This is a genomic window from Pseudomonas sp. PAMC 26793 (assembly GCF_000313235.1).
Taxonomy (GTDB): Bacteria; Pseudomonadota; Gammaproteobacteria; order Pseudomonadales; family Pseudomonadaceae; genus Aquipseudomonas; species Aquipseudomonas yamanorum.
Genome location: NZ_AMXG01000051.1, coordinates 132022 through 156017 on the forward strand (window position 1 = coordinate 132022; position 23996 = coordinate 156017).

Consider the following 23996-nt stretch of genomic DNA (forward strand, 5'->3'; position numbering starts at 1 on the left):
TGGTTATGCGCGCACGTCAATTGGGCATCACGTTGGGACTGGGCACGCCCGGTGAGCTGAATGCCATCACCGACGTTCCAGGGGTTCGGGTCGGCCACAGCACGATCAAGACCCGCATCAATGGCAAACAGGTGCGTACCGGGGTCACGGCGATTCAGCCTCGGGCCGGTGCCGCGCGGTATCAACCGTGTTTTGCCGGCTACCACGTGCTCAATGGCAATGGCGACGCCACGGGGCTTGAATGGATCGCCGAGTCGGGCCTGCTGACCACGCCGCTGGCGATCACCAACACCCACAGCATCGGGATTGTGCGCGACAGCCTGATCGCCCTGGAGCGTGAAAGCCTGGCAGACCCTGCGGTGTACTGGTGCATGCCGGTGGTGATGGAGACCTACGACGGGTTGCTCAACGACATCTGGGGCCAGCATGTCGGCCCGGAGCATGTGCGCGAGGCGCTGGCCAACGCCGAGTCCGGCCCGGTGGCGGAGGGCGCCGTGGGCGGCGGCACCGGGATGATCTGCCATGAGTTCAAGGGGGGGATTGGCACGGCCTCGCGGCGCCTGTCGGCGGAGCAGGGTGGCTGGACGGTCGGCGTGCTGGTGCAGGCCAACCACGGCAAGCGCCAGGAATTGCGGGTGGACGGTTATCCGGTAGGTCGGCAACTGATGGAAATTCCCTCACCGTTCGCCGATCGCGGCACTCCCGGCATGGGCTCCATCGTGGTGATCATTGCCACCGATGCGCCGTTGTTGCCCCATCAATGCCAGCGCCTGGCACAGCGCGCGTCCATCGGCATTGCGCGCACCGGCGGTGGTACCGAGGACTCCAGCGGGGACCTGTTCCTCGCGTTCGCCACTGGCAACCAGGATTTACCGGCGGCCGACTACGGGCGCAAGGGCTTGCCCCTTAGTACATCGCTGCAGATGGTCAATAACGACCACATTTCGCCCTTGTTCAGCGCGGCGGCGGAAGCGGTCGAGGAAGCGATCATTAATGCGATAGTGGCCGGGGAGGACATGCTCACCGACGACGGGGTACGCGTGCCGGGGCTGGATTCGCAAACGCTCCTGCAGGCATTGCGTCAAACAGGCTGGCGCGACCGATAAACAAACTAAGTCTTGTCCCGGTAATACGGGACAAACTCTTAAATAGTGGCAATTCAATACTAATAATGACACGGTGACACTTTCTTAGTGCACCTCAGGCAATACTTTGGATCCATTCCTCAGCAAATGTCTTTAGGAGTATTTAATATTTAAATAGCTGGATTTTTATAAGGTGCTATTTGCCAATGTTTGCAGGTTTTGTTCGTCGGCCCAACTTTTTCCTTGGATAAAAACCGCTGGACGAATGATTTCAGGTTGTGTCAGTTTTCTTTCGCCTTCAAAAGGGGCGAGTGATCGGACTTACTCGCCAAAGTGAGTCCGGTCGGACAAAAACTGTTCCACTTGCAAACAAGGAAGTACGTTTATGTCAAAAGTAAAAGACAAAGCTATTGTGTCGGCGGCTCAAGCAAGTACCGCCTATACGCAAATCGATAGCTTTAGCCATCAATACGACCGTGGCGGCAACCTCACGGTCAATGGCAAACCCTCGTTCACCGTTGACCAGGCCGCCGACCACCTGCTGCGTGAGAACGTCGCGTACCGGGACGTGGATGGCAACGGCAAGATCGATCTCACCTACACCTTCCTGACCTCGGCTTCCAACGCCACCATGAACAAGCATGGGATCACCGGGTTCAGCCAGTTCAACACCCAGCAGAAAGCACAGGCCGTACTGGCCATGCAATCCTGGGCTGATGTGGCCAATGTCACCTTCACCGAGAAAGCCTCGGGCGGTGACTTCCACATGACCTTCGGCAACTACAGCGGCGGCCAGGACGGCGCAGCGGCCTTTGCCTACCTGCCAGGCACCAACGCCAAGTACAACGAAAGCGGGCTTGACGGCACTTCCTGGTACCTGACCAACAACAGCTACACGCCGAACAAGACGCCGGACCTGAACAACTATGGCCGGCAGACCCTGACCCACGAAATCGGCCACACCCTGGGCCTGGACCACCCTGGCGACTACAACGCCGGGACCGGCAACCCTTCGTACAAAGACGCGGACTATGGACAGGACACGCGTGGCTACAGCGTCATGAGTTACTGGAGCGAGAGCAACACCAACCAGAACTTCAGCAAAGGCGGGGTAGAGGCCTACTCCTCCGGCCCGCTGATCGACGACATCGCCGCGATCCAGAAGCTCTACGGCGCCAACTACAACACCCGCGCCGGCGACACCACCTACGGCTTCAACTCCAACACCGGGCGTGATTTCCTCAGCGCCACCTCATCGGCCGACAAGCTGGTGTTCTCGGTGTGGGACGGTGGCGGCAACGACACCCTGGACTTCTCCGGCTTTACCCAAAACCAGAAGATCAACCTCAATGAGACCTCGTTCTCCGACGTTGGCGGTCTGGTGGGTAACGTTTCCATCGCCAAGGGCGTGACCGTAGAGAACGCCATCGGCGGTTCGGGCAACGACCTGTTGATCGGTAACGCTGCAGCCAACGTCCTCAAGGGCGGTGCCGGCAACGACATCATCTTCGGTGGCGGCGGTGCAGACCAGCTGTGGGGCGGTTCAGGCAACGACACCTTCGTGTTCGGCGCCAGCTCGGACTCCAAGCCAGGTGCGGCCGACAAGATCTTCGACTTCACTTCGGGTTCGGACAAGATCGACCTCACCGGCATCACCAAAGGTGCGGGCCTGACCTTCGTCAACGCGTTTACCGGTCACGCCGGCGACGCGGTGCTGTCCTACGCTTCGGGTACCAACCTGGGCACATTGGCAGTGGACTTCTCCGGTCACGGCGTGGCGGATTTCCTCGTCACCACCGTTGGCCAGGCAGCCGTCAGCGACATCGTGGCTTGATTCAGGTGTAAAGGAGGGTGGCGCACACGCGCCGCCCTCTGCCCTTGCATCCACCCCTTGAACGGGCGAAGGTGATGACGCTATTTCGCAGTACAGTTGCCTGGTGTCTCCAGGCGTTGCTTATGTCGGCAGGAGCCACAGCAATGGCAAGCAGTCTGGTTTTACCCACGTCCGCGCAGTTGGCCGGGCATTGGACGCTGCACCAGCAAGAGCAGGTGTGTGCGCTGGATCTGATTGAACACGCCAACGCCCTGGGGGGCGATGTGGAGTGCGTGGGACAATGGCTGGGTGAAACCCCCGTTAGTTGGACGCCAACGCCCGACGGTATTTGGTTGATGAATGCCGAAGGCACCGGCATTACCCATTTGAATCGCCAGAAAGAAGGCGAATATGAAGGCCGCGTAAAGTCTGGCGCGGTATTGATATTACAACGTGCACCCTAATAGTTCGTTATAACGATATAACCCGATTTTAATGTTTGCCCGCCCCTTAATGGGGCGCCTGGCAAACTATTGCGCGTCATTCGGCTCAGGGAAGATCAGGCAACATGGCGAAGACCACTCCCGCTGCACCACTGTTCAAGGCACTCGGCGACTACAAAAGTATTCTGATCAGTATTGGCTGCTTCACGGCATTGATTAACGTATTGATGCTGGTGCCGTCGATTTATATGTTGCAAGTCTACGACCGCGTGCTGTCTTCACAGAACGAAACCACCCTGGTGATGTTGACGCTCATGGTGGTGGGGTTCTTCGCCTTTATCGGCGTGCTTGAGGTGATCCGCAGCTTTATCGTGATTCGCATCGGCAGCCAACTGGAGCGGCGTTTCAACCTGCGGGTGTACAAGGCCGCCTTCGAACGCAACCTGCAACGGGGCGAAGGCCATGGCGGGCAATCCCTGGGGGACCTGACCCACATCCGCCAATTCATCACGGGGCCGGCGCTGTTCGCGTTTTTCGATGCGCCGTGGTTTCCGATCTACCTGTTTGTGATCTTCCTGTTCAACGTCTGGCTGGGGGTCTTGGCCAGCGCCGGTGCAGTGCTGCTGATTGCCCTGGCGTGCCTCAACGAATACCTGACCAAAAAACCCCTGGGTGAAGCCAGCGGGTTTTCCCAGCAATCCACCCAGTTGGCCACCAGCCACCTGCACAACGCCGAAACCATCCAGGCCATGGGCATGCTCGGCGCCTTGCGCAAGCGCTGGTTCAAGGTGCATTCGCAGTTTCTGGGCTTGCAGAACAAGGCCAGCGACACCGGTTCGATCATCAGTTCCCTCAGTAAATCCCTGCGCCTGTGCCTGCAATCGTTGGTGCTGGGCCTGGGGGCGTTGCTGGTGATCAAGGGCGACATGACGGCAGGGATGATGATCGCCGGTTCGATCCTGATGGGCCGGGTGTTGAGCCCCATCGACCAGTTGATTGCCGTGTGGAAGCAATGGAGTTCGGCCAAGCTGGCTTATCAGCGCCTGGACAGCCTGATGCGCGAATTCCCGCCCCAGGGCGAGCAGATGGCCTTGCCGGCGCCCAAGGGCAATGTGAGTTTCGAGCAGGTCAGCGCGGGCCCGCCGGGAAGGCGTGTACCGACCTTGCATCAGGTCAGCTTCAACCTGACGGCCGGTGAAGTGCTCGGCGTGCTGGGTGCTTCCGGCTCCGGCAAGTCGACCCTGGCCCGGGTGCTGGTGGGCGTGTGGCCAACCCTGGCGGGCACCGTGCGCCTGGACGGTGCCGACATCCATCGCTGGGACCGCGACGACCTCGGCCCGCATATTGGCTACCTGCCTCAGGACATCGAACTGTTCAGCGGCAGCATCGCCGACAACATCGCACGCTTTCGCGAAGCCGACCCGGAGCGGGTGGTGCAGGCCGCTCAACAAGCGGGCGTGCACGAATTGATCCTGCGTTTTCCCCACGGCTACGACACGGTGCTCGGTGACGAGGGCAGCGGCCTGTCCGGCGGCCAGAAACAACGGGTCGCCCTGGCCCGTGCGCTGTACGGCGGCCCACGCCTGATCGTGCTCGACGAGCCCAACTCCAACCTCGACACCGTAGGCGAAGCCGCCCTCGCCAGCGCGATCATGCAGATGAAGGCCCAGGGCAGCACGGTGGTGCTGGTGACGCACCGTTCCTCGGCGTTGGCCCAGGCCGACAAGCTGCTGGTGCTTAACGAAGGCCGTTTGCAGGCGTTTGGTCCGAGCCAGGACGTGCTGCGGGCGCTGTCCGGCCAGCAGGAAGCACCGCGAGAAAAGGCCGGGGTCAGCCTCAGCCGTCAGTATCAAGCCGGAAGGAATCCAGGCGCATGAGCAGCGACAACAGCATTCAAATCAACCGTGATTACGAACAGACTCACCCCGAACACGACGCGCGCTTCTTTGCCCGCATGGGCTGGCTGCTGACGGTGGTCGGCGCCGGTGGGTTTTTCCTGTGGGCCAGCCTGGCGCCGCTGGACCAGGGGATTCCGGTACAAGGCACGGTGGTGGTGTCGGGCAAGCGCAAGGCGGTACAAACCCTCAGCCCCGGCGTGGTCAGCAGAATCCTCGTGCGTGAAGGCGAGGCGGTGAAGCAGGGCCAACCCCTGTTCCGCCTCGACCAGACGCAAAACCAGGCTGACGTGCACTCCCTGCAAGCCCAATACCGCATGGCCTGGGCCAGCGTGGCGCGGTGGCAGAGCGAGCGGGACAACCAGTCGACGATTACCTTTCCGGCGGAGCTGAGCGGCAACCCTGATCAAGCCCTGGCATTGGTGCTCGAAGGCCAGCGCCAACTGTTCAGCAGCCGCCGCGAAGCCTTTGCCCGGGAACAGGCCGGGATTCGCGCGAGTATCGAAGGCGCCACCGCGCAGTTGAACGGCATGCGCCGCGCCCGCAGTGACCTGACCGCCCAGGCGCAATCCCTGCGTGACCAACTGAACAACCTGCAACCCCTGGCCGACAACGGCTACATCCCGCGCAACCGGCTGATGGAGTACCAGCGTCAACTCTCCCAGGTGCAACAGGACCTGGCGCAGAACACCGGGGAAAGCGGCCGGGTGGAGCAGGGCATCCTCGAGTCGCGCCTCAAGTTGCAGCAGCACAGTGAGGAATATCAGAAGGAAGTCCGCAGCCAACTGGCCGACGCGCAACTGCGCACCCTGACCCTGGAGCAGCAACTGACCTCCGCTGGTTTCGACCTGCAGCACAGCGAAATCAATGCGCCCGCCGACGGCATCGCCGTCAACCTGGGCGTGCACACCGAAGGCGCTGTGGTGCGGGCCGGTGAAACCCTGTTGGAAATCGTGCCCCAGGACACCCGCCTGGAAGTGGAAGGTCGCTTGCCGGTGCATCTGGTGGACAAGGTCGGCGCACACTTGCCGGTGGACATCCTCTTCACCGCCTTCAACCAGAGCCGCACGCCCCGGGTACCGGGTGAGGTAAGCCTGATCTCCGCCGACCAGATGCTCGACGAAAAAACCGGCATGCCGTACTACGTGTTGCGCACCGTCGTCAGCAGCAACGCCCTGGAAAAACTCCATGGCCTGGTGATCAAGCCGGGGATGCCCGCCGAGATGTTCATCCGCACCGGCGAACGCTCCTTGCTCAATTACCTGTTCAAGCCGCTGCTGGACCGTGCCGGCTCGGCGTTGACCGAGGAATGAGCATGAAGCCGATGTTCATCGCCTTGTTACTCGCGTGCAGCAGCGCCCAGGCCGCCATGGGGCCGTTCGACGTCTACGAGCAGGCCCTGCGCAATGACCCGGTATTCCTCGGCGCCATCAAGGAGCGCGACGCCGGCCTGGAGAATCGCACCATCGGCCGCGCCGGCCTGCTGCCCAAGCTGTCGTACAACTACAACAAGGGCCGCAACAACTCCCAGGCCACCTTGCCCGACGGGCGCGGCGGCAATTATCACGATGACCGCAACTACAACAGCTACGGCTCCACCTTCACCCTGCAACAGCCGCTGTTCGACTATGAGGCCTATGCCAACTACCGCAAGGGCGTGGCCCAGGCGCTGTTTGCCGACGAGAGTTTTCGCGACAAGAGCCAGGCGCTGCTGGTGCGGGTGCTGACCTATTACACCCAGGCGCTGTTCGCCCAGGACCAGATCGACATTGCCCGCGCGAAGAAAAAAGCCTACGAGCAGCAGTTCCAACAGAACCAGCACCTGTTCCAGCAGGGAGAGGGCACGCGCACCGACATCCTGGAAGCGGAATCGCGCTATGAGCTGGCGACTGCCGAGGAAATCCAGGCGCTGGATGAGCAAGACGCGTCGCTGCGGGAGCTTGGCGCATTGATCGGTGTGCAGAGCGTCAACATCAATGACCTGGCGCCGCTGAACCCGGGATTTGCCGCCTTCACCCTGACCCCGGCCAACTACGACACCTGGCACGAACTGGCGCTGACCAACAACCCCAACCTGGCCTCGCAACGCCAGTCCGTAGAAGTGGCGCGTTATGAAGTGGAGCGCAACCGCTCGGGGCACCTGCCACGGATCACGGCCTATGCCAGCTCCCGCCAGCAGGAATCCGACAGCGGCAACACCTACAACCAACGCTATGACACCAACACCATCGGCATCGAAGTCAGCATGCCGTTGTATGCCGGTGGTGGCGTCTCGGCGTCCACCCGCCAGGCCAGCCGCGCCATGGAGCAGGCCGAGTACGAACTGGAAGGCAAGACCCGCGAAACCCTGATTGAACTGCGGCGCCAGTTCAGCGCGTGCCTGTCGGGCGTCAGCAAACTGCGGGCGTATCAAAAGGCGCTGACTTCGGCTGAAGCGCTGGTGGTCTCCACCAAGCAAAGCATCCTCGGCGGCGAGCGGGTCAACCTCGATGCGCTGAACGCCGAGCAACAGCTGTACAGCACCCGCCGCGACCTGGCCCAGGCACGGTACGACTACCTGATGGCCTGGACCAAATTGCATTACTACGCGGGCAACTTGCGCGACACCGACCTGGCCAAGGTGGATGAGGCGTTTGGTCCTATGAGCCGCTGATGCCTGGACGAGTATGACCGGGTGCAAGGGGGCTTTGGTGGGGAGGGAGCTTGTTTTGGCAAGGGAGCTTGTTGTGGCGAGGGAGCTTGCTCCCGCTGGGCTGCGTAGCGGCCCCAAAATCTTGGGAGCGCTGCGCACTCCAGCGGGAGCAAGCTCCCTCGCCACAGCAAGCCCCTTCGCCACAGGAGGCGCCCTCGCCACTGGTATTTCAACAATAAGAAAAAGGACTCTTCATGATCACTGATTCACCTCGCTTCAAACCCTTCACCGCAGGCTCCTTGCTGCTGCTGTCAGTGGCGGCCCACGGGCAGTACATCGAAACCGGCAAAGCGGGCGACCCCGCCAGTTGGCGCTCCGCCGAGTTCCAGAGTGACTGGGGCCTGGACCGGATGAAAGCCAACGAGGCCTACGCGAGCGGCATCACCGGCAGTGGCGTGAAGATCGGCGCCCTCGACTCGGGTTTCGACCCCAACCATCCCGAAGCCTCCAAGGACCGCTATCACGCGGTCACCGCCAACGGCACCTACGTCGATGGCAGCCCGTTCAGCACCACCGGCGCGCTCAACCCCAACAACGACTCCCATGGCACCCACGTCACCGGCACCATGGGCGCGGCCCGTGATGGCGTGGGCATGCACGGCGTGGCGTACAACGCGCAGATCTACGTCGGCAACACCAACGCCAATGACAGCTTCCTGTTCGGCCCCACGCCGGATCCCAAGTACTTCAAGGCGGTGTACAGCGCCCTGGTGGATTCCGGCGTGCGTGCGATCAACAACAGCTGGGGCAGCCAGCCCAAGGATGTCAGCTACCAGACCCTGGGCGACCTGCACGCGGCCTATGCCCAGCACTACAACCGGAACACCTGGCTGGATGCCGCCGCCGATGTGGCCAAGGCCGGGGTGATCAACGTGTTCAGTGCCGGTAACAGCGGCTACGCCAACGCCAGCGTGCGTTCGGCCTTGCCGTATTTCCAGCCGGAACTGGAGGGCCACTGGCTGGCGGTGTCGGGGCTGGACAAGGCGAATAACCAGAAATACAACCAGTGCGGCATCGCCAAGTACTGGTGCATTTCCACCCCCGGGGCGTTGATCAACAGCACCGTTCCCGACGGCGGTTATGGGGTGAAATCCGGCACCTCGATGTCGGCGCCCCATGCCACGGGCGCATTGGCACTGGTGATGGAACGCTACCCGTACCTGAACAACGAACAGGCCCTGCAGGTGCTGTTGACCACCGCCACTCAGCTCAATGGCGCGGTCACGGATGCACCGACCACCCAGGTCGGCTGGGGCGTGCCGGACCTTGGCCGGGCGATGCACGGGCCTGGGCAATTGCTCGGACCGATGAATGTCACACTGGCGGCCGGGCAGGGCGATGTGTGGAGCAATGCGATCTCCGACAAGGCGCTGATCCAGCGTCAGGCCGAAGACAGCGCCGAAACCCTGGCCTGGCAGCAAACCCTGCACGACAAGGGCTGGGAGAACGGCGTGGCCGCCGGCGCGAGTCAGCAGGACCAGACGGACTATGCCGTTGGCACCGCCCGGGCAGCAGCGGCGGCCCAGCGTCTCTACGAAGGCAGCCTGATCAAGTCCGGCGCGGGCAGCCTGGTGCTGAGCGGGGATAACACCTACCGTGGCCCGACCACCGTGAATGGCGGCCGGTTGGCGGTGAATGGCTCACTGACGTCGGCAGTGACGGTCAATGACAGCGGCACACTGGGCGGTTCCGGCCGCATCGCGGCGTTGCAAGTGAACAACGGCGGCACCGTGGCGCCGGGCAATTCAGTGGGTACCTTGCAGGTGGCCGGTGACGTGAACCTCGCCGCCGGTTCCACCTATGCAGTCGAACTCACCCCCACCAGCAGCGACCAGATTGTCGCCACCGGCAAGGCAATCCTCGGCGGCGGCACGGTGACCCTGGCCCTGGAAAACAGCCCGACCCTGCTCAGCCAGCAACAGGCCGAAAGCCTGCTGGGGCGCCAGTACAACATTCTCCAGGCGGCGGGCGGGATCCAGGGGCAGTTCGGTGCGGTCTTGCCCAACTACCTGTTCCTCGGCGGCACCCTCGACTATGCCGCCAACGGCGTGCAACTGGACATTGCCCGCAGTGATGCGAGCTTTGCCAGTGTCGGCGCCAATCGTAACCAGCGCTCGGTGGCGGCGGCTGCCGAGCAGTTGGGCGCGGGTAACCCGGTGTATGAAAGCATCCTGCGGTCAGACTCGGCGGCCACGGCGCAGTCGGGCTTCCAGCAACTGTCGGGAGAAATCTATCCGGCCATCGGCACGATGCTGATCAATGACAGCCGTCAGGTGCGCGACGCCGTCGGCGAGCGCCTGCGCCATACGCCGGTTACCGGTGAAAGCAATGTGTGGGTCAAGGCGCTCGGCAGTTGGGGCAAGACCGACAGCCGCAGCGACACGGCGGGCTACACCACCTCACTGGGCGGCATGCTGGCGGGTGTCGACGGCGCCCTGGACGAGCAGACCCGCGCCGGTCTCGTGGCCGGTTACAGCGACAGCTCGCTGAACATGGGCAGCGGCACTCATTCCTCGGCATCCATCGACAGCTACCACCTTGGCGCCTATGCCGGGCATGAGCTGGGCAACTGGCGCTTGAGCGTCGGCGGCGCCTACAGCTGGCATCGCGGCGACGTTAAACGTGATTTGCAGTACGGCGAAGTCAGCGGAAAGCAGAAGACCAAACTGGATGCGCACAGCGCCCAGGTATTTACCGAAGCGGCCTACCGTTTGAGCCTGCAATCGATGGCGCTGGAGCCGTTCGCCAACCTGGCTTACGTGCACCTGGACAACGAACGCTTTCACGAAAAAGGCGACGCCGCCGCGCTGGAGCGTGGCAGTGACAGCCGCGATGCAGTGCTGAGCACCCTGGGCCTGCGGGCATCGAAAACCTTCCCCCTCAATGATCGGCAGCAACTGGACGTTTCCGGCTCGTTGGGCTGGCAGCACAGCCTGAGTGCCGTTGACTCCGAAGAGCACCTGGCGTTTGTCGCCGGTGGGCCGTCGTTTGCGGTGCAAAGCTCGCCGTTGCTGCGCGATGCGGCACTGGTGGGTGTGCAGGCCAGCCTGGCGTTGAGCAAAAGCACACGGGTCAACCTCGACTACACGGGCCAACTGGCTGGCCGGGAAAAAATCCAGGGTGTGGGGTTGAGCCTGAACTGGCAGTTCTGAGCAAGATCCTGAGGCCGAAGGAGGTCAACTGTGGGAGCGGGCTTGCTCGCGAATGCGGTGTGTCAGTCGACGCACCTGTAACTGAGCCACCGCATTCGCGAGCAAGCCCGCTCCCACATTGGGTCGGCGGCGCCTGGGAGAAACGTGATTTATACAAGTGCAATAAAAACTAAGGAAGGTCACCGTGAAAAGAACAAAACGAGGGTTTCAATCCGCCATCCCAACAGGCCCGGGCTACCCGCTCAAGGCCTTGAGCTGCGTGCCATACGGCGCGTTGCTGTGTTGCCTGGCCAGCCTGGGTACCGCCCAGGCCGCACCCTACGTGGAAAGCGGAAAACTGGGGGATGCTGCCAGCTGGCGCAGCAATGAATTCAAAGCCGATTGGGGGCTCGGCGCTGTGCATGCAGACGCTGCTTACGCCGCCGGCTACACCGGCAAGGGCGTGAAGCTAGGGATCTTCGACCAGCCGGTGTATGCCCAGCACCCGGAATTCGCCAGCCCCGGCAAAGTGGTCACGATCGTGACCGAAGGCATTCGCCAATACACCGACCCGTACATCCCGGTGAAGGCCGGGGACGCGTTCCGCTACGACGGCACACCCTCCCTGGGCTCCAACGGCAAACTCGGCAATCACGGGACCCACGTGGGCGGGATTGCCGCAGGTAACCGTGACGGCGGGCCGATGCATGGTGTGGCGTTCGATGCGCAGATCATCAGTGCCGAAAACGGTGACCCGGGCCCCGAAGACGGGATCATCCTGGGCAACGATGGCGCGGTCTATAAAGCCGGTTGGGACGCCCTGGTGGCCAGCGGCGCACGCATCATCAACAACAGCTGGGGCATCGGCATTGGTGACCAGTACGCCAAGGGCGGGCGGGATCCGGCGTTCCCCAACTTCACGGTCAATGAAGCCCAGGCGCAGTTCAATAACATTCGGCCGATCCTTGGCACCATCGCCGGCGGCGCTTATCAAGGCGCCATCGATGCGGCCCGCAGCGGCGTGCTGACGATCTTTGCCGCCGGCAACGACTACAACCGCAACAACCCGGACGCGATCTCGGGACTCGCGTACTTCGTGCCGGAGATCGCGCCCAACTGGCTGTCGGTAGCGGCGCTGCAACAGAACCCCGACACCGCCAGTTCCGACCCGTACGTGATCAGCACCTTCTCTTCACGTTGCGGTTATGCGGCGAGCTTTTGCGTCGCAGCGCCCGGCACCAAGATCTACAGCTCGGTGATCAACGGCACCACCCTGGAAAACCTGACCACCGACTACGCCAACTTCAACGGCACCTCCATGGCCGCGCCCCACGTGGCCGGCAGTGCGGCGGTGCTGATGGAGCGCTTCCCGTACATGAGTGGCGAGCAGATTTCCACGCTGCTGAAAACCACCGCGACCGACCTCGGCGCACCGGGCATCGACTCGCTGTACGGCTGGGGCATGATCAACCTGGGCAAGGCCATCAACGGCCCGGGGATGTTTGTGACGGCTGAGGATATCCCGGCCGAATTTCGTATCGACGGTGCCTACGGCTCCGGTCAATTCGTCGCCGACCTGCCAGGGATTGGCGCCGTGGTGGATGCGGGCAAACCGACCCAGCGCCTGTGCACCGACGTGCATTGCGGGCTGGATGTGTGGAGCAACAACATCGCCGGGCATGGCGGCCTGACCAAGCAGGGCATTGGTGCGCTGGTATTGACCGGCACCAACACCTACAGCGGCCCGACCCTGGTCAACCAGGGGTTGCTGGCGATCAATGGTTCGATCACCTCCGACGTCACCGTCAGCAACAGCGGCGTAGTGGGCGGTTCCGGGCGCATTGGTTCGCTGACGGCAAACAGCGGCGGTACCGTGGCACCGGGTAACTCCATCGGCACGCTGAACGTGGCGGGGGATGTGAGTTTCGCAGCAGGCTCCACCTACGCGGTGGAGCTGTCGCAAACCAGCAGTGACCGCATCGTCGCCGGCGGCAAGGCCACCCTCAGCGGCGGCACGGTGACCCTGGCCCTGGAAAACAGCCCGACGCTGTTGACCCAGACCCAGGCCGAAAGCCTCATCGGTCGCCAATACAATATCCTGCAGGCCGCAGGCGGCATTACCGGCAGCTTCGGTTCGGTGCTGCCCAACTACCTGTTTCTCGGCGGCACCTTGAACTACGCCGCCAACGGCGTGGAACTGGATGTGGGGCGCAATGCCAACACCTTTGCCAGTGTGGCGGCCACGCCAAACCAACGTTCGGTGGCAGCCGCTGCCGAGCAATTGGGCGCGGGCAACGCGGTCTATGAAAGCCTGCTGCTGGCGCCGAATGCGGCCTCGGCCCAAGGTGCGTTCCAGCAGCTGTCCGGGGAAATCTACCCGGCGCTGGAAACCGCATTGATCAATGACAACCGCTACCTGCGCGAAGCCGTGGGCGAGCGTTTGCAGCAAGGGGAAATGGGCGCATCGAGCCAGACCGTCGACAGCCGTGGCAACGTCTGGGTCAAGGCGTTGGGCGCCTGGGGCAAGACCAACAGCGGCAGCGATACGGCGGGCTACACCACCTCCATCGGCGGCATGCTGGCGGGTGTGGACGGCGCGCTGGATGAAGACACCCGTGTGGGCCTGGTGGCGGGGTACAGCGACACGTCGCTGAACATGGGCAGCGACACCCATTCCCGGGCGTCGGTAGACAGCTATCACTTGGGCGCATACGCCGGGCATGAAATCGGTGCCTTGCGTTTGAGCGGTGGCGCGACCTACAGCTGGCACCGCGCCGATGTGAAGCGTGAGCTGCAATACGGTGAAGTCGCCGGCAAGCAGAAAGCCAAGGTGGATGCCCGCAGCACCCAGGTGTTTACCGAAGCGGCCTATCGCTTAAACCTGCAACCCCTGGCCCTGGAACCGTTCGCCAACCTGGCGTATGTGCATCTGGATGCCGATGGGTTTACCGAGAAGGGTGATGCGGCGGCCTTGAAGGGCCGGGACGACAGCCGCGATGTGGTGCTGAGTACCCTGGGGGCTCGAGCGCTGAAAACCTTGAATATCAACGACCATCAGCAACTGGAGCTTTCCGGCACCCTGGGCTGGCAGCACAACCTGAGCAGCGTCGATTCCGAGCGTCACTTGGCGTTTGCCTCGGGCGGCCCGTCGTTCTCGGTGGAGAGCTCGTCGATGGTGCGTGATGCGGCCTTGGTGGGCGCGCGGGTCAGCCTGGCGTTGAGCAAGGATGCGAAGGTGAACCTGGATTACAACGGCCTGCTGGCCAGCAAAGAGAAAGTCCATGGTGTCGGGCTGAGCCTGGACTGGGCTTTCTAAACACCGCAGTTCGAAATGTGGGAGCAAGGCAGCTCCCACATTGATCCGGTTCCATTCGTCCATTTGGGCAAATTTGGCTTTCTCGACAATTCCAACAAAAGAGAGGCAATACCATGGGTGTTTTCGACTATAAAAACCTCGGGACCGAGGGCTCCAAAGCGTTGTTCGCCGATGCCTTGGCGATCTCGCTGTACTCCTACCACAACCTGGACAACGGCTTTGCCGTGGGTTATCAGCACAACGGTTTTGGCCTTGGGCTGCCGGCCACGCTGGTGGGGGCGTTGCTGGGCAGCACTGACTCGCAGGGGGTGATTCCGGGGATTCCCTGGAACCCTGACTCGGAAAAGGCCGCCCTTGAGGCGGTCAACAACGCCGGCTGGACGCCCATCAGCGCCAGTACCTTGGGCTATGGCGGCAAAGTGGATGCCCGGGGCACGTTCTTCGGTGAAAAGGCCGGCTACACCACCGCGCAAGTGGAAGTGCTGGGCAAGTACGATGGCGCCGGCAAGCTGCTGGAAATCGGCATTGGTTTTCGCGGGACTTCCGGGCCCAGGGAAACCCTGATCAGCGATTCCATTGGCGATCTGGTCAGTGATTTGCTGGCGGCGCTGGGGCCCAAGGATTATGCGAAAAACTACGCCGGCGAAGCCTTTGGCACCTTGCTCAAGGATGTCGCGGCGTATGCCGGCAGTCATGGCCTCACGGGCAAGGACGTGGTGGTCAGCGGCCATAGCCTGGGCGGCCTGGCGGTCAACAGCATGGCCGACTTGAGCGGCAATAAATGGTCGGGTTTCTACAAGGACTCGAACTATGTGGCCTATGCCTCGCCCACCCAAAGCAGCGGCGACAAGGTGCTGAACATCGGTTATGAGAATGACCCGGTGTTTCGCGCGCTGGACGGCTCGTCGTTCAACTTCTCGTCCCTGGGCGTGCACGACAAGCCCCATGAGTCGACGACGGACAATATTGTCAACTTCAACGATCACTACGCGTCGACGCTGTGGAATGTCCTGCCGTTTTCCATCGTCAATGTCCCCACCTGGCTTTCTCACTTGCCCACGGCCTATGGCGATGGCTTGACCCGTGTCCTGGACTCGACGTTCTACGACCTGACCAGCCGGGACTCGACCATTATCGTGGCCAACCTGTCGGACCCGGCCCGGGCCAATACCTGGGTACAGGACCTCAACCGCAATGCCGAGCCCCACAAGGGCAACACGTTCATTATCGGCAGTGAGGGTGATGACCTGATTCAGGGGGGCAAGGGCGTGGACTTCATCGAGGGCGGCAAGGGCAATGACACGATCCGCGACAACAGTGGGCATAACACCTTTCTGTTCGGCGGGCAGTTTGGGCAGGACCGGGTGGTGGGTTATCAGCCGACTGACAAGCTGGTGTTCCGTGACGTGGAGGGCAGTGCGGACTGGCGTGACCACGCCAAAGTGGTGGGGGGCGATACGGTGCTGAGTTTTGGCGCGGATTCGGTGACGCTGGTTGGCGTTGGACTCGCCGGGGTTTGGGGCGATGGAATTTCCATCAGCTAAGTAGCGCCCCAGATTGATCGTTCCCACGCTCTGCGTCCAACTGCCAACCCACGGCTCACGTCTTGTGCAGTGGTGACGCGGAGCGTCACGGGATGATTCCCACATGGAACGTGGGAACGATCGCCGATCGGGAGCCAATTGGCTCCCACTTTTTATTTCTCCTTCATCACGGTCGCGACGTCATCGGCCTTGACGCGAATATGCTTGCCGGCGATGTCGGTGAACTCGTAGAAACCATCAGCGGTCTTCGCGTTCGGCACGTCTTTGGTCAAATACTGGGTGCCGTTCTGTAACGTCACCACGGTTTGCGTGGAGCAACCGGCCAATACCAGCAACGTGACCATACTCACCGCCAGACCCAAATTCTTCATGCTCATAACCCTTACCCTGATCCTTCGAAAACCCCGCGCCTGAGCGGTCGGGGGGAACAAATTTTATGTGGCTGACAGCCATCTGATCATTATTACGCAAAAAGTTGCGTGTGCCTTTGATCTATTACCGATTGCAACAACCCCTCAGGGACGGCACTCTGTATGCATAACCAGTGTTTGATCCCGTGCCTGATATGTCCAATCTCCTTGAAGACCCGCTCTATTACCTGCATAACTTCCGCCAGGTGCTCAATTGGCTGGGGCAGCGTTATGCCGATTTACTGGCCCCGGACGAAGAGCATTTCATTCAGCAATTTGACAGCTTGCCCCAGGCTTCCCAGGCGTTACTGGTACGCATGGTGATGCGCAAGGGCGCGCATTTCAGGGCGGGTAAACTCAACTATGTCGAGATCGGCGCCGTGCACGCGGCGGTCGTGCCTTTGCTGGAACAGGGCTGGGTGACGGATCAGTGCCTGTTGTCGTTTGACGAACTGTTCGGGCTGTTGCAGAAGGCGGAAATTCTGGCGGCGTTCAAACCCTGGATTGAGCAACCCAAGGCCAAAAAGGCAGACTGGCTGGAGGGCCTGTCGACGCAGTTTTGCGAGTCGCGCTGCTTTCAGCATTGGTGTCCGGACCTGGCCGATCAGCTCTACAGCCTGACGGTGATGGACCTGTGCGACCGTTTGCGGCTGATGTTCTTCGGCAATCTCTATCAGGACTGGTCGGAGTTTGTGCTGGCGGACCTGGGGATTTTTACTTACGAAAAGGTCGAGTTCTGCGCCGAATCCCGTGGCTTGCGCAGCCGTGACGACGTGCACGGCTTTCTGTTCCTGCACCAGTGTCAACAGGCCTTTGAAGCGGGTGAGGCACTGGATAAGGTGCTGGAACAAATCGCCACCCTGCACACTGACAACCCCTGGCTGGAAAAGCGTCGGGCCAAGCTGCTGTTTCAAGTCGGCCAGTATTGTGAGCGCAGCGCCGAGTTGGCCCTGGCGGAGGCGATCTACCGCAGTTGCACATACCCCGGCGCACGGGCTCGGCTGATCCGGGTGCTGGAGCGCCAGGAGGACTTTGCCCAGGCGATGCGGCTGGCCCGTGAGGCGCAGCAGGCCCCGGAAAGCGCTGCCGAGCAGCAGCACCTGTTGCGTGTGATCCCCAGGCTGCGGCGTAAACTCGGCGAGCCGGCGATGCCCAAGGTAAAACCCCGGGATATCGTGCGCCTGGACCTTGAGCTGCCGGCACCGGACCCGTTGATGTCGGTGGAGTATTGCGTGCAGGCCCACTTGAGCGACCACGGCGCGCCGGTGCATTACGTCGAGAACACGCTGATCAATTCGTTGTTTGGCCTGCTGTGCTGGCCGGCGATTTTTGCGCCCTTGCCGGGGTCGTTTTTCCACCCGTTCCAGCGCGGCCCCGTGGACCTGCACAGCGAAGATTTTCATCAGCGGCGTGCCGAGCTGTTCGCCGAGTGCCTGGGCCAACTGGACGATGAGCGCTACAAGCACACCATTCGCCAGCGTTACGTCGACAAATGGGGCATTCAGTCACCCTTCGTGTTCTGGAACGTACTCAGCGAAGAACTGCTCGACCAGGCCCTCGACTGCCTGCCCGCCGCGCACCTGCGTCACTGGTTCGAGCGCCTGCTGCTGGATATCCGCGCCAACCGCGCCGGCATGCCTGACCTGATCCAGTTCTGGCCTGAGGAAAGAACCTACCGCATGATCGAAGTCAAAGGCCCCGGCGATCGCCTGCAAGACAACCAGCTGCGCTGGCTGGAATTCTGCGGCGAACACCAGATGCCGGTGACCGTGTGTTATGTGCGCTGGGCGGAGCAGGCCGCTTGAGCTACAGCGTCGCGGTGCGTGCGTTGTGTGAATTCACCGCCAAGGTCGGCGACCTCGACCTGCGTTTTACCCCGTCTCCCAGTGCCCAGGAAGGGATTGTCGGCCACCGCACCGTGGCTTCGCGGCGCAGTGCGCACTACCAGAATGAGGTTGCGCTTCAGGGTGAATACCAGCAGTTGAAAGTCCGGGGCAGGGCGGATGGCTACGACCCGGACCGCAACCAGCTGGAAGAGGTGAAAACCTATCGCGGCGACCTCGACAAGCAGCCGGCCAACCACCGGCAACTGCACTGGGCCCAGGTCAAGGTCTACGGTTGGTTGATGTGCCAGAAACTTGGGTTGTCGGAGATTGTCCTGGCGCTGGTGTACTTCGACATTGTGGGTGAGCACGAAACGCTGCTCAGCCAACGCTTTCAGGCGGACGACCTGCAGGCATTCTTCCATCAGCAATGCGCGCTGTTCCTCGGCTGGGCCGAACAGGAAATGCACCAGCGCGAAGCCCGCAACGCCGCAGCAACGGCCCTGGGCTTTCCCCATGCAGCGTTTCGCCCCGGCCAGCGGTCACTCGCGGAAACGGTCTACAAGGCTGTCAGCACCGGTCGCTGCCTGATGGCCCAGGCGCCCACCGGTATCGGCAAGACCGTCGGCACTATCTTCCCGATGCTCAAGGCCCTGGCGCCCCAGCAACTGGACAAGGTGTTCTTCCTTACGGCCAAGACCCCGGGCCGAAAATTGGCACTGGACGCCGCGCAAGTGCTGTATGACAGCAGCCCGGATTTGCCGCTGCGGGTACTGGAGCTGGTAGCCCGGGACAAGGCCTGCGAGCATCTCGACAAAGCCTGTCACGGCGACTCGTGCCCACTGGCCAAGGGTTTTTACGACCGCTTGCCGGCTGCCCGTGAAGCCGCATCCCGCGTGCGACTGCTGGACCAGCGCAACCTGCGGGAAGTCGCGCTGGCCCATGACGTCTGCCCCTATTACCTGAGCCAGGAAATGGCGCGCTGGAGCGATGTGGTGGTCGCCGACTACAACTACTACTTCGACTTCGGCGCCATGCTGTTCGGCTTGGCGCAGCTCAACCAGTGGCGGGTCGCAGTGCTGGTGGACGAGGCCCATAACCTGGTGGACCGAGGTCGTTCGATGTACAGCGCAGCCCTCGACCAATACACCCTCAAGACCCTGCGGGAGATCGCGCCCGAGCCGCTGAAAAAGCCCCTCCAACGCCTGAACCGTGAGTGGAACACCCTGCACAAGGAGCAAGTGGCGCCGTATCAGGCTTATGCCCAGAAACCCGACAAACTGCTGCACGCCCTGAGCCTGTGCACCAGCGCCATGGGCGAGTATTTCAACGACCGTCCCGAAGCACTCAATGGCGAGCTGCAAGCCTTCTACTTCGAGGCCTTGCAGTTTGCCAAGGTCGCCGAACTGTTCAACGAACACTTCATCTTCGACATCAGCAAGCGCGAACACAGCGGCAAACGCAGCTCATCGAACCTGTGCCTGCGCAACGTGGTGCCTGCCGAATTCATTCGGCCACGGCTGACGGCAGCCCGCAGCAGCGTGCTGTTTTCCGCGACCTTGAGCCCTCGGCATTACTACGCGGATTTGCTGGGAATGCCGCCGGACACGGCCTGGGTCGATGTGGAATCGCCGTTCAAGGCCGAGCAGTTGCAGGTGCATATCGTCGACCGGATCTCCACCCGGTTTGTGCATCGACAGGCGTCCCTGAGGCCCATCGTCGAGCTGATCGCAGCGCAGTTTGCGCAGCAGCCGGGCAACTACCTGGCGTTCTTCAGCAGCTTCGATTATCTGCAGCAAGTGGCGCAATTGCTTGCCGAGCGATATCCGCACATTCCGCTGTGGCAGCAGTCCCGGGGCATGGCCGAGGTCGAACGCCAGGGGTTTCTCGAGCAGTTCACCCAGCACAGCCAGTGCATCGGTTTTGCCGTGCTCGGCGGCGCATTCGGCGAAGGCATCGACCTGCCGGGAACCCGGCTGATCGGCGCATTTATCGCCACCCTGGGCCTGGCGCAACTGAACCCCGTGAATGAGCAGCTCAAACTGCGAATGGGCGCGATTTTCGGTGCTGGCTACGACTACACCTATTTGTACCCAGGCATTCAGAAAGTGGTGCAGGCTGCGGGCAGGGTAATCCGCAGCCAGCAGGACCGGGGCGTGGTGATGCTGATCGATGACCGCTTTGGTGAAGCGCGGGTGCGGCAGCTATTGCCGCGCTGGTGGTCGATCACTGCGGCGGATACACCGCATCCCGTAACTGGTGGGTGATAACCGAAGCCCCAGCCCGGGTCCTGGGTTTGCACCTTGGCACCGGTAGCTGGCAGGAGGCTGCATGGTTCAGGTCGCTCATTGGCAGTGCATGACTGCCAAATATGAACGCCAGGGGCCCGGACTACAACGTGGCATTGCACAGCTGTTGACTCAGTGCCCATAAGCGTTCGGCCTGCTCCGGGTCGACAGCCCAGGGCCATACGCCGTTACGGCTGGTGTCATCCTGCGACCAAGCGGCCACATCGCAATCTTCGCAGTAGAGTCCGCCCATACCCTCCAGTTGCGGGCTGACAGCGCACCACACCGACGTCGCGGCGCCTTGCTCGGGGCTCTTGTAGTGACTGGCGGGGCGGATATTGCCGTGCTCATCCAGTGCGCCGACGAATGCCAGGTCGTCCTTGTCCAGATAGCGGATCAAGTCGGTGAGGATTTCCCCCGGGTGCACGGAAAATGCGCGCACACCCTCTGCTTTACCTCGTCGGTCCAGTGCTACCGCGAACAGTGCGTTGGCGGTTTTTGATTGGCCGTAGGCGAGCCACTTGTCATAGGGGCGGTGTTCAAATTGCGGGTCATCGAAATGCACGGGGCTGAGACGATGGCCGAGGGACGATACCGAAACCACGCGTGCGCCATTAGCCTCACGCAGTGCCGGCCATAACCGGACGGTTAGCTGGAAGTGGCCCAGGTGGTTGGTGGCGAACTGCGCTTCGAGACCTCGCGCATCCCGTTGCAGGGGTGTGGCCATGATTCCGGCGCTATTGATGATAAGGTTCAATGCCCGGCCGCTGGCGATGAAGTTTTCGGCAAAATGGTCGATGGAAATCGGGTCGAGTAAATCCAGGCTGGCGTGTTCAACACCGATGATGCCCGAGAGGTTGCGTTCGGCCTTTTCAGGATCCCGCGCGGGAACGATCACCTGCGCACCCGCGTCGACCAACACGCGCACCGTTTCCAGGCCAATGCCGGAATAGCCACCGGTGACAATCACCGTCTTGCCTCGCAAATCGCTACCCGCCAAGGCTTGCTGGGCGGTAGTGCCGGCATCGAAGCCGCTGCCAATTGGGGTTTGTTTGTCAGCCATGAAAGATCTCCTTATGGGAGGCCTAGGGTCTCTCGCTGGAGCCCGGACGCGGAATGCCCTAGAGTCCGTGTTTCTGTCGCGATCGTCCGGAGCTTTTTATGGATACCCTTTCCGATGTGCTGGCACTGTTAAAAAGCCATCGCTCGACCTTCGCCGGCCTTAAGGCTGGAGGCACCTGGGCCATCAACTTTGCGGCGCCGGATGGCATCAAGTTCAATGCGGTGGTGGAGGGCAGTTGCTGGCTGGAAGTGGAAGGGCTGGCAGTACCGATACGCATGTATGAAGGGGATTGTTTCCTGTTGACCCAGGCACGCCCGTGGAGGCTGTCCAGCAATCTGTCCCCTGAAGGGCTCGATGCACGTGAGGTGTATGCCGATGCGGTGGGAGGCATCGCCACGGTGGGGGCCACGGTGGATCTGTTCCTGATCGCCGGACGATTTATCTACGGGGATGAGGCCCGACTGTTGCTGGACAGCCTACCGCCGGTGCTGCGGGTGAGCGCCAACTCCGAACAGGCCGCCGTATTGCGCTGGTGCCTGGACCGCCTGGCCAGGGAATACGCGAGTCCGTTACAGGGCGCGGCGCTGATGACCGAGCATTTGGCGCAAATGATGTTGGTGCAGATCCTGCGGCTGTATCAATCTTCCATGGGCGCGCATACCACTGGCTGGTTGGGAGCGTTGACCGACCCAAGGCTGGCGCCGGTGCTGCGGGAAATTCACGCAGCACCCGAGCGGCGCTGGACGTTGAGCGAAATGGCCGAGCTTGCGAGCCAATCCCGCTCCACTTTTGCCTTGCACTTCAAACAACGGGTGGGGTTGGCGCCACAGGAATACCTGACCCGGTGGCGCATGCACCTGGCAGTGCAGGCCTTGAAGGCCAGCGACAACAGCGTGTCCACGATCGGCCAGGCCCTGGGTTATCAGTCAGACAGCGCCTTCAGCAATGCTTTCAAGCGTGTGATGGCCTGTTCTCCCCGCGAGTATCGCGAGCGACCTGCATAAACCGTATTACCCCATTTCCCACACCTGCAACTTCGAGTAACGGGGGAGTTGTCCGTCTCGGTCGAGGCTGTAATACACCTTCACGATTTCGCCCATTTGAAGGTCATCCACTGATATCGGGATGCGCAGCACCTGGCCGGCCATGTCTGCGTCCAGTGTGGTGGGCACGGTGGTTCTCGACTGGCTGGCGATCCATTGCAAGGTCACGGTGTCGCCGGGGGCGGTCTCGGTGAACGGCACGATGACTGTCACCTGGTGCTCGCCTTGCGCACGCTCGACCTGTGCCTGGGGGAGACGACTGAGGGGCTCGCCCACCTGCAATTCCAGGCGAAGGGATTCATGAACGGGCAAGGGCTCGATGCGTTCGTAATACAGTTCGGTGAGCTGGTTGGCCAGCGTTTTGACTTGCTCTCCACCCACCGTCAACACGATGGTGCGATCTTCCGGGATCTCGTCCAGCGTGTGTTCCTCGGTGTAGATCGTTGTATCTGCCTCCCATACCAGGCGCACCTGCGTCGGTGCATCCCACCCAGCGGGCGCAGTGAACACCACGGTTGCCTTGGCGATGTTCGGGTCCAGACGGCTCCCTTCAGCCTCCAGAACCTGAGGCGCCGGCCATGGAGTGGCTTCGCCGTGCACAGCCTCGGGGTCAGGGAACAGTTTGACCTTTTGCGGCTTGTCGCCCAACCCATTGAGGTCGACATTAACCCACGTGATCGGTGACCAATTAGAGTCCGATTCAGGGTCCATATTCACTGCCGGGTAATTGCCGACGGCATCGACTACCTGCATTGCTACCGGGGTAAACGGGCTGCTTCCTGCGCCCAGGACGACCTCCACGGGGACGATAATTGGAAAACCTCTACCCACATCCTGCGGCCTCACCACATGAGAAAAACGCTTAGAGCCCCAGAAGATGTTGCAGGTATCGAACTCCGCCATGTTGAGGTAAGGCTCGACACCAAGAATGATTCCCCGCAGTGCCCTGTCACGGTTCACCACCTCACCCGCCTGCAAGTCCGGGGGCATGAAAAATACGAAGCCCTGATGGCCAACGGTATCCGGGTCTGGATCGCGATCACCGGGACGGTCCAGTTTGATCCGCACCTTCAGGTGATTTGACTCCACCGGGCCTTCGCGAGGTTCCTGAACGGTGCAATACGGGTAGGCCCACGTTGGCAGAACGTTGTGTTTGTCCACCCTGAGGGAAATTCTCGGGGCGTTCTGGTTCCCACTGTTTATGACCGCGTAATCTTCCGGGACCGGGCCATCCCAATAGAGAAATATCTCGGTGCCGAGCGCGTACGTGCGCTCTGGGTAAAGCGTCGGCCTCACATCATGCTCCACATGCCGAAGGCCCAGGCCGCCGCTGGATTGAGTGGCGGCTTCATCTTCCTGGATCGGCGGCGTCAGGTTGTGGATGACAAGTTCGGGTTTATCGTCGGCGCGGGAGCCGCCCGCGTCTTTTTTGAGCGCACGAGACATGGTG

Annotated in this window: 15 protein-coding genes; 12 read left to right on the forward strand and 3 right to left on the reverse strand. The window is 61.7% G+C overall.

Features of this window, described 5'->3' with window-relative positions; all coding sequences use genetic code 11:
* Positions 1-5: 5 nt before the first annotated feature.
* The 9 genes from D109_RS0127425 (at position 6) to D109_RS0127465 (ending at position 15919) form a co-directional block, all read left to right on the forward strand.
* Positions 6-1106: a P1 family peptidase gene (locus D109_RS0127425; protein WP_017479715.1), complete on the forward strand. Its 1101-nt coding sequence runs from the start codon at positions 6-8 to the stop codon at positions 1104-1106.
* Positions 1107-1470: 364 nt separating this feature from the next.
* A complete protein-coding gene (locus D109_RS0127430) occupies positions 1471-2919 on the forward strand; it encodes a serralysin family metalloprotease (RefSeq protein ID WP_017479716.1) in 1449 nt (482 codons plus the stop codon).
* A gap of 74 nt (positions 2920-2993) precedes the next feature.
* Complete coding sequence (locus D109_RS0127435) at positions 2994-3362, forward strand: AprI/Inh family metalloprotease inhibitor (protein ID WP_026078255.1); 369 nt, start codon at positions 2994-2996, stop codon at positions 3360-3362.
* 104 nt (positions 3363-3466) lie between these two features.
* Positions 3467-5218 (forward strand): type I secretion system permease/ATPase, encoded by a 1752-nt coding sequence (locus tag D109_RS0127440; protein ID WP_017479718.1) that lies wholly within the window; start codon positions 3467-3469, stop codon positions 5216-5218.
* The gene (locus D109_RS0127445) at positions 5215-6549 is read left to right on the forward strand and encodes an HlyD family type I secretion periplasmic adaptor subunit (protein WP_017479719.1); all 1335 of its coding nucleotides are present in this window, start codon (positions 5215-5217) and stop codon (positions 6547-6549) included. Before D109_RS0127440 ends, D109_RS0127445 begins: the two co-directional genes overlap by 4 nt.
* Before the next feature lie 2 nt (positions 6550-6551).
* The gene (locus tag D109_RS0127450; protein ID WP_017479720.1) at positions 6552-7889 is read left to right on the forward strand and encodes a TolC family outer membrane protein; all 1338 of its coding nucleotides are present in this window, start codon (positions 6552-6554) and stop codon (positions 7887-7889) included.
* Between the two features lie 233 nt (positions 7890-8122).
* Entirely contained in the window at positions 8123-11080 is a 2958-nt protein-coding gene (locus D109_RS0127455; RefSeq protein WP_017479721.1) for an autotransporter serine protease, read from the forward strand.
* Between the two features lie 217 nt (positions 11081-11297).
* Positions 11298-14375: an autotransporter domain-containing protein gene (locus D109_RS0127460; RefSeq protein WP_371103597.1), complete on the forward strand. Its 3078-nt coding sequence runs from the start codon at positions 11298-11300 to the stop codon at positions 14373-14375.
* A 113-nt stretch (positions 14376-14488) separates the two neighbouring features.
* Positions 14489-15919, forward strand: a complete 1431-nt coding sequence (locus tag D109_RS0127465; RefSeq protein WP_017479723.1) for a lipase — start codon at positions 14489-14491, stop codon at positions 15917-15919.
* Between the two features lie 152 nt (positions 15920-16071).
* On the opposite strand, the gene D109_RS0127470 is transcribed toward D109_RS0127465, so the two are convergent.
* Entirely contained in the window at positions 16072-16296 is a 225-nt protein-coding gene (locus D109_RS0127470; protein ID WP_017479724.1) for a YgdI/YgdR family lipoprotein, read from the reverse strand.
* Positions 16297-16484: 188 nt separating this feature from the next.
* Between D109_RS0127470 and D109_RS0127475 the strand changes: the two genes are divergently transcribed.
* Positions 16485-18134 (forward strand): VRR-NUC domain-containing protein, encoded by a 1650-nt coding sequence (locus D109_RS0127475; RefSeq protein WP_017479725.1) that lies wholly within the window; start codon positions 16485-16487, stop codon positions 18132-18134.
* Positions 18131-20419 (forward strand): ATP-dependent DNA helicase, encoded by a 2289-nt coding sequence (locus D109_RS0127480; RefSeq protein ID WP_017479726.1) that lies wholly within the window; start codon positions 18131-18133, stop codon positions 20417-20419. The genes D109_RS0127475 and D109_RS0127480 overlap by 4 nt, the downstream gene beginning before the upstream one ends.
* A 124-nt stretch (positions 20420-20543) precedes the next feature.
* On the opposite strand, the gene D109_RS0127485 is transcribed toward D109_RS0127480, so the two are convergent.
* Positions 20544-21503 carry an oxidoreductase gene (locus tag D109_RS0127485; protein WP_017479727.1) on the reverse strand — a complete coding sequence of 320 codons (960 nt, stop codon included), beginning with the start codon at positions 21501-21503 and terminating at the stop codon, positions 20544-20546.
* Positions 21504-21601: 98 nt separating this feature from the next.
* Here D109_RS0127485 and D109_RS0127490 point away from each other — a divergent pair, with 98 nt between their 5' ends.
* Positions 21602-22507, forward strand: a complete 906-nt coding sequence (locus D109_RS0127490) for an AraC family transcriptional regulator (protein WP_017479728.1) — start codon at positions 21602-21604, stop codon at positions 22505-22507.
* A gap of 6 nt (positions 22508-22513) precedes the next feature.
* On the opposite strand, the gene D109_RS0127495 is transcribed toward D109_RS0127490, so the two are convergent.
* Complete coding sequence (locus D109_RS0127495; RefSeq protein WP_017479729.1) at positions 22514-23992, reverse strand: hypothetical protein; 1479 nt, start codon at positions 23990-23992, stop codon at positions 22514-22516.
* Positions 23993-23996 lie beyond the last annotated feature (4 nt).

Bases quoted from the DNA above. Each gene is read 5' to 3' on its own strand.
- D109_RS0127440 (WP_017479718.1), top strand. From the start codon at position 3,467: ATGGCGAAGACCACTCCCGCTGCACCACTGTTCAAGGCACTCGGCGAC.
- D109_RS0127445 (WP_017479719.1), top strand. From the start codon at position 5,215: ATGAGCAGCGACAACAGCATTCAAATCAACCGTGATTACGAACAGACT.
- D109_RS0127455 (WP_017479721.1), top strand. From the start codon at position 8,123: ATGATCACTGATTCACCTCGCTTCAAACCCTTCACCGCAGGCTCCTTG.
- D109_RS0127425 (WP_017479715.1), top strand. From the start codon at position 6: ATGCGCGCACGTCAATTGGGCATCACGTTGGGACTGGGCACGCCCGGT.
- D109_RS0127450 (WP_017479720.1), top strand. From the start codon at position 6,552: ATGAAGCCGATGTTCATCGCCTTGTTACTCGCGTGCAGCAGCGCCCAG.
- D109_RS0127490 (WP_017479728.1), top strand. From the start codon at position 21,602: ATGGATACCCTTTCCGATGTGCTGGCACTGTTAAAAAGCCATCGCTCG.
- D109_RS0127470 (WP_017479724.1), bottom strand. From the start codon at position 16,296: ATGAGCATGAAGAATTTGGGTCTGGCGGTGAGTATGGTCACGTTGCTG.
- D109_RS0127475 (WP_017479725.1), top strand. From the start codon at position 16,485: ATGTCCAATCTCCTTGAAGACCCGCTCTATTACCTGCATAACTTCCGC.
- D109_RS0127435 (WP_026078255.1), top strand. From the start codon at position 2,994: ATGACGCTATTTCGCAGTACAGTTGCCTGGTGTCTCCAGGCGTTGCTT.
- D109_RS0127485 (WP_017479727.1), bottom strand. From the start codon at position 21,503: ATGGCTGACAAACAAACCCCAATTGGCAGCGGCTTCGATGCCGGCACT.
- D109_RS0127465 (WP_017479723.1), top strand. From the start codon at position 14,489: ATGGGTGTTTTCGACTATAAAAACCTCGGGACCGAGGGCTCCAAAGCG.
- D109_RS0127495 (WP_017479729.1), bottom strand. From the start codon at position 23,992: ATGTCTCGTGCGCTCAAAAAAGACGCGGGCGGCTCCCGCGCCGACGAT.
- D109_RS0127430 (WP_017479716.1), top strand. From the start codon at position 1,471: ATGTCAAAAGTAAAAGACAAAGCTATTGTGTCGGCGGCTCAAGCAAGT.